The 5,254-nt window shown below is 41.8% G+C and carries 5 protein-coding genes; 2 read left to right on the top strand and 3 right to left on the bottom strand.

Translation table 11 applies throughout. The features are described from left to right. Positions 1 to 167 precede the first annotated feature (167 nt). From V7077_RS06030 to V7077_RS06020, 3 genes are read right to left on the bottom strand one after another with little or no spacing between them, the layout of a single operon-like run. Entirely contained in the window at positions 168 to 950 is a 783-nt protein-coding gene (locus tag V7077_RS06030; protein ID WP_335499369.1) for a 2-keto-4-pentenoate hydratase, read from the bottom strand. Positions 951 to 974: 24 nt separating this feature from the next. Continuing rightward, complete coding sequence (locus V7077_RS06025) at positions 975 to 1,751, bottom strand: 2-keto-4-pentenoate hydratase (RefSeq protein WP_335499366.1); 777 nt, start codon at positions 1,749 to 1,751, stop codon at positions 975 to 977. A gap of 17 nt (positions 1,752 to 1,768) precedes the next feature. Next, a complete protein-coding gene (locus tag V7077_RS06020; protein ID WP_335499364.1) occupies positions 1,769 to 3,232 on the bottom strand; it encodes an aldehyde dehydrogenase in 1,464 nt (487 codons plus the stop codon). Positions 3,233 to 3,469: 237 nt separating this feature from the next. On the opposite strand from V7077_RS06020, the gene V7077_RS06015 reads away from it, so the two are divergent. Next, the gene (locus tag V7077_RS06015; protein ID WP_335499361.1) at positions 3,470 to 4,249 is read left to right on the top strand and encodes an IclR family transcriptional regulator; all 780 of its coding nucleotides are present in this window, start codon (positions 3,470 to 3,472) and stop codon (positions 4,247 to 4,249) included. Between the two features lie 37 nt (positions 4,250 to 4,286). Then, a complete protein-coding gene (locus V7077_RS06010) occupies positions 4,287 to 5,222 on the top strand; it encodes an amidohydrolase family protein (RefSeq protein WP_335499360.1) in 936 nt (311 codons plus the stop codon). Positions 5,223 to 5,254: the final 32 nt, after the last annotated feature.

Genomic DNA, 5,254 nt, shown 5'->3' with positions numbered 1-5,254 from the left:
TCGCTTTCCGCGGGCGTGCTGGGGAGCCTCCTCGGCGCTGATGCGCCTGTGGGGTCTCCCCTACCCCGTATTCCCGCAGGAGTCTCCGCCGCCTTCCGCTCCAATCAACAGGCTAAAAAATCAACCATTTCCTTTAACACAGCCTTATTTTAAAAAGTACTTCGACTTTAATCCGTCACGGTAAAAGTTACTTCTCCAAGCCCATCAAATTTCCCACTGACGACATCACCGTATTTCAGCATCACAGCGCTGGTAATCCCGCCGGTTAAAATCACATCACCCTTACGAACCTTTTCACCCTTTCTGGCCAGCATATTGGCCAGCATCGCGACGGAATGCGCCGGGTGCCCTAATACGGCCGCACCTGCCCCAAGTTCTTTTATTTCTCCATTAATAGATAAAGTGGATCCAAGTAAATCCAATTCAAATTGCTCTGGTTTCTTTAAGGTTGTTCCAAATACCACTCTTGAGGTTGAGGCATTATCCGCAATTACATCCGGTAACGTGAAATTGAAGTTTTCATAACGGCTGTCGATGATTTCTAAAGCCGGCAGAACATATTCCGTTTTAGCGAGAACCTGTGCACCAGTTATCCCTGGGCCTTCGATATCTTCACCAATCACAAACGCAATTTCCGCTTCCACTTTCGGATGGATCATCTCATGTAATGGCAGTTTTCCGCCATTTTCAATCAGCATATAATCAAACACATATCCATAGATCGGATCATCAATCCCCATTTGTTTCATTTTAGCAAAGCTGGTTAAACCCATTTTAGGACCAATGATTCTTCTGCCTTCTTGTAATTTCATTTGGACAATTTCTTCCTGGACCTGGTAAGCTTCCTCTACCGTTAAATCCGGCTTTAGGTTGGCCGTTACCTTTACAACCTCACGTTTTTCTACCTCGGCAGCAACAAGATAATTAGCGATTTCCTTAATTTGACTCACGTTGTTCCCCTCCTTTTCTCCTTATTAAAAGTGCACACTTACCTGACCGAGATGAGCAAATCTTGCAGTAAAGGAATCTCCTTTATTGGCCACTTCTGCAGCGGACAAAGCACCAGACAAAATCACTTCTCCTGCTCGAAGCGAAATATCAAATTCTGATAGTTTATTAGCTAACCATGCCACACACGTAGCTGGATTTCCTAACGCAGCTGCACCGATGCCAGTATTGACGAGCTCACCATTTTTTGTTAAGACCATACCGATTAATTCAAGATCAATATCTTCTATTTTGGTGGGTTTTCCGCCTAACACATACAAACAGGAGGATCCGTTATCTGCAACCGTATCCTGCAGCTTTATCTTCCAATCTTGAACCCTGCTATCGACGATTTCGAGTGCCGGTACGACATACTCTGTGGCCTGAAGAACATCAAGAGCGGTCACATTTGGTCCACGTAAATCCTTTTTTAAAATAAAAGCAATCTCGGCTTCTACCTTTGGCTGCAGGACAGATTCTATTGAAATCGATCCGCCATTTTCCACTACCATTCTATCTAGTAAATGCCCGTAATCAGGTTCATCCACTCCGAGCAGGTTCTGCATCGCTAAAGAAGTTAAGCCGATCTTCTTGCCAACGATTTTTTGTCCTTGCGCTAATTTTTTATTAATATTTTCAAGCTGGATATAATAAGCTTCTTCCACTGTAAGCTCGGGATCAACCGATGTTAAAGGAGCAATCCCGACTTTCGTTGTTTCTGCTTCGGATAATCGTTCCGCAAATTGTGTTACTTTACTAGTCAAAGTGTTTACTTCCCTTCTTATAGTTTGATCGTGACATTGGAAAGTTCAGAGTAAAAATCGATACTATGCATGCCGCCTGTTCTGCCGATACCACTATGCTTCATTCCGCCAAATGGTGTTCGTAAATCGCGTAAGAACCAAGTATTTACCCAAATAATCCCTGCCTCAAGCTGATGTGCGACCCGATGCGCTCTTCTTAAATCATTTGTCCAAATCGTTGCACTTAAGCCATAATGGGTATCATTTGCCTGCATGACCACTTCTTCTTCCATATCAAATGGCAAAACGGTAACAACTGGTCCAAAGATCTCTTCACGAACACAGCGAGAATTTCGATCAAGCCCTACTAAAATCGTAGGTTCTAAGTAGTACCCTTTTTCATATCCATCCGGACGTTTTCCGCCTGTTAGGATGGTGGCACCATCTTCGCGGGCGATATCAATATAGCTGTTAACGCGGTCATAATGTTCTTTGCTGACTAGCGCTCCTACATTCGTATCTGTTTCGAGCGGGTGGCCGACTTTTAAAGTTCTAACCCGTTCAGCAAATCTTGTTAAAAATTCTTCGTAAATCGGACGTTCAACGTAAATCCGGGAACCGCATAAGCAAACTTCTCCTTGGTTTACAAAGCTGGATTTGATCGTAGTTTCAATCACTTCATCCAAATCAGAGTCGGCAAAAATAATGTTTGGATTTTTTCCGCCTAGTTCAAAGGAAAGCTTTTTCAAGGAATCAGCTGCCGATTTCATAATCGCAGTACCAGTTCTTGGCTCACCAATAAAGGAAATCGCATCCACATCCGGATGTTCCGAAATCGCTGCCCCTGCTGAGTTTGGACCAAATCCATGGACAAGGTTTACAACGCCATCAGGTACCCCTGCTTCTTTACAGATCTCCATTAATACTGTTGCGGTCATTGGCGTCCACTCGGCAGGCTTAATAACAGCTGTATTCCCCATCGCTAAGCATGGCGCTAACTTCCAAGTCAACAGCAGTAACGGCAGGTTCCAAGGTTTAATAATCCCAACCACACCCACTGGGCGGCGATAAGAATAATGAAGGGCGATATCATCCTGCATATTTGAATCGGTATTAACAGAGATCATATAATCAGCGAAAAAGTGAAAGTTAAAGGCTGCACGCGGAATATCCACACTATTAGCTAGTGAAAATGGCTTACCAGTATCCATTGATTCAAGATGGGCCAACTCTTCCTGTCTTTCAAGAATTAAATCGCCAATCCGGCGGATAATTTTTGAGCGCTCGACAATCGGCATGGTCTTCCATTTGCCATTTAACGCTCTACGGGCTGCCGATACAGCAAAATTAACTTCTTCTTTTCCTCCTTCTGCAACGGTTCCTAACACTTCTTCAGTGGCTGGGTTGATATTTTCAAACGTCTTTTGGTTTTGCGATTCAACGAATTGTCCGTTGATAAAGTGTAAACAATTAATGGCTCTTACTCTAGTTTCTACTTGCATGTCGAAATTCCTCCTATTAACTAATTGATATTTTGATATTTTCTTAACATTATGGTAACGCTTCCGAATTTCACATACAACGCTACTGTTGCTCTATATGCAACACTATAAATATTTTTAAAAAGATTCATAATATTTAAAAATACTATTTCCAATTTTCCGCATTTTCTGGTATATTGCCCACTATAGAGCAACATTGTTTAACATAGTGAAACACTTCAGAAAGAGGGATTTGATGTGGACGTAAATATCGAGAAGGAAAGTCACCTTTCTTCTGTAAAAAATGCACTCCGGATTTTACAATGTTTTACCATGGATGAACCCGAAAAAAAGATCAGTGAACTATCCATGGCTCTTGGTCTTAACAAAAGCACGGTCAGCCGAACAATGACAACGCTTGCAAGTGAAGGGTTTGTTTACAAAGATCCTGAAACAAAAAAATATCGTTTAGGTCTTTCCATTCTTTCATTAAGCGGGATCGTCAGCAGTCAAATGGATATCTACCGGGAATCACAGCCTGTCTTAAATCGGTTAGTGGAAAATATCGGTGAAACTGCACATATTTCGGTTTTGGATCATTTAGACGTGATCTATCTCCAAAAGGTTGAATGTAATCATCCTGTCCGTTTTCTAACTCATATTGGTAAGCGAAATCCTCCCTACTGTACGAGTTCAGGTAAGGTCCTGCTTGCCCATTCTCCCGAAGAAGTCGTTAATCAAGTTATTGAGAAAGGCTTGAAAAAATTCACCAAGAATACCCTCACCAACCCGCAAAAGCTTCGAACCTATTTAAAACAAGTGAAAGAGAACGGATATGCCAGTAGTACAGAAGAAATTTTAGAAGGAGTAACCTCAATCGCCGCCCCTATTTTTGATTACAGAGGGAATGTCATTGCGGCACTATCAGTCGTCGGTCCAAACCAACGAATACAGCAGCATAAAATTCAAGGTTTAGCAAAAAAGGTAATGAGTGCAGCAAAAGAGGTTTCAACAAGAATGGGTTATCGAGGATACTAATCGATTATTTTAAAATAGTAAAAAGGGGCTGTTTCGGTTGTATGATTTTCACACTCATTTTATCCCATCGGACGTTTTAACATGGTTGAAGAATCACCAAAAAACAGTAAAGACAAAATGGATAAAAAAAGAAGAAAATAAAGATGATTTCTTAGTAGTTAACGAGAAATGGGGCTTCGAGTTGAAGAAGTCGTTTACGGATGGCGAATTATACCTGGACGAGCAGGCTAAAGCAGGTGTTGCTCATTCAGTTATATCACCGATTCCCCAGCTTTTTATGTATGATTTTCCAGAAGACATCACGCTGGATCTTTCAAATGTTTATAATCGTTCATTAGCTGAGTGGACCAACACGTCGCCAAATAGACTATCAGCGTTAGGCACCGTTCCACTTACCAATCCTATTAAAGCAGCCAAGGTCCTACAAGATGCCGTAAATTTGGGACTTAAGGGCGTCATAATCGGACCAGGACTTGAAAATCAAATGTTATCAGATGAATTTTTCAAGCCTTTTTTTGAAGAAGCTAATCGTCTAAAAGCGATTGTGTTTATTCATCCTTTATTATGCGAGGACCCGCGTTTAAAGAGAAGAATGATGCCTAATTTGATTGGTGTTCCTTGGGAAACTACGGTTTGTGCAACGGACCTCTTGTTAAGTGGTTTCATTGATCAGTTTCCTAATGTAAAAATATTATTTGCTCATGGCGGTGGATTCCTCCCCTATCAGGTTGGCAGGCTGGACAAGGGTTTTGACCAATGGCCGCTAGTTTCATCCCAGTTAAAGGCCAAACCATCGGAATACTTGAAACGCTTTTGGTATGATTCGGTGTTGTGGAACAAGGATAGCCTTGATTTCTTGATCAAAACGGTTGGTGAAGATCGAGTTGTGCCGGGTTCTGATTATCCATTTGACCTATCTGTTTGGCCGCCTGCAGGAAATACAGATTTGGCTGTTCGTTCATTACTCGATTAATATTTCTAATAAACTAGTAAAGAATGAAGCAG

This window comes from Neobacillus vireti, from assembly GCF_036962465.1.
Classification (GTDB): Bacteria; Bacillota; Bacilli; order Bacillales; family Cytobacillaceae; genus Neobacillus; species Neobacillus vireti_B.
Note: the sequence above shows the minus strand (reverse complement) of the source record. Positions and strands in the feature narration are given on the sequence as shown.

Excerpts from the sequence above, each read along its gene's own strand:
- V7077_RS06020 (WP_335499364.1), bottom strand. The coding sequence starts at position 3,232 with ATGCAAGTAGAAACTAGAGTAAGAGCCATTAATTGTTTACACTTTATC.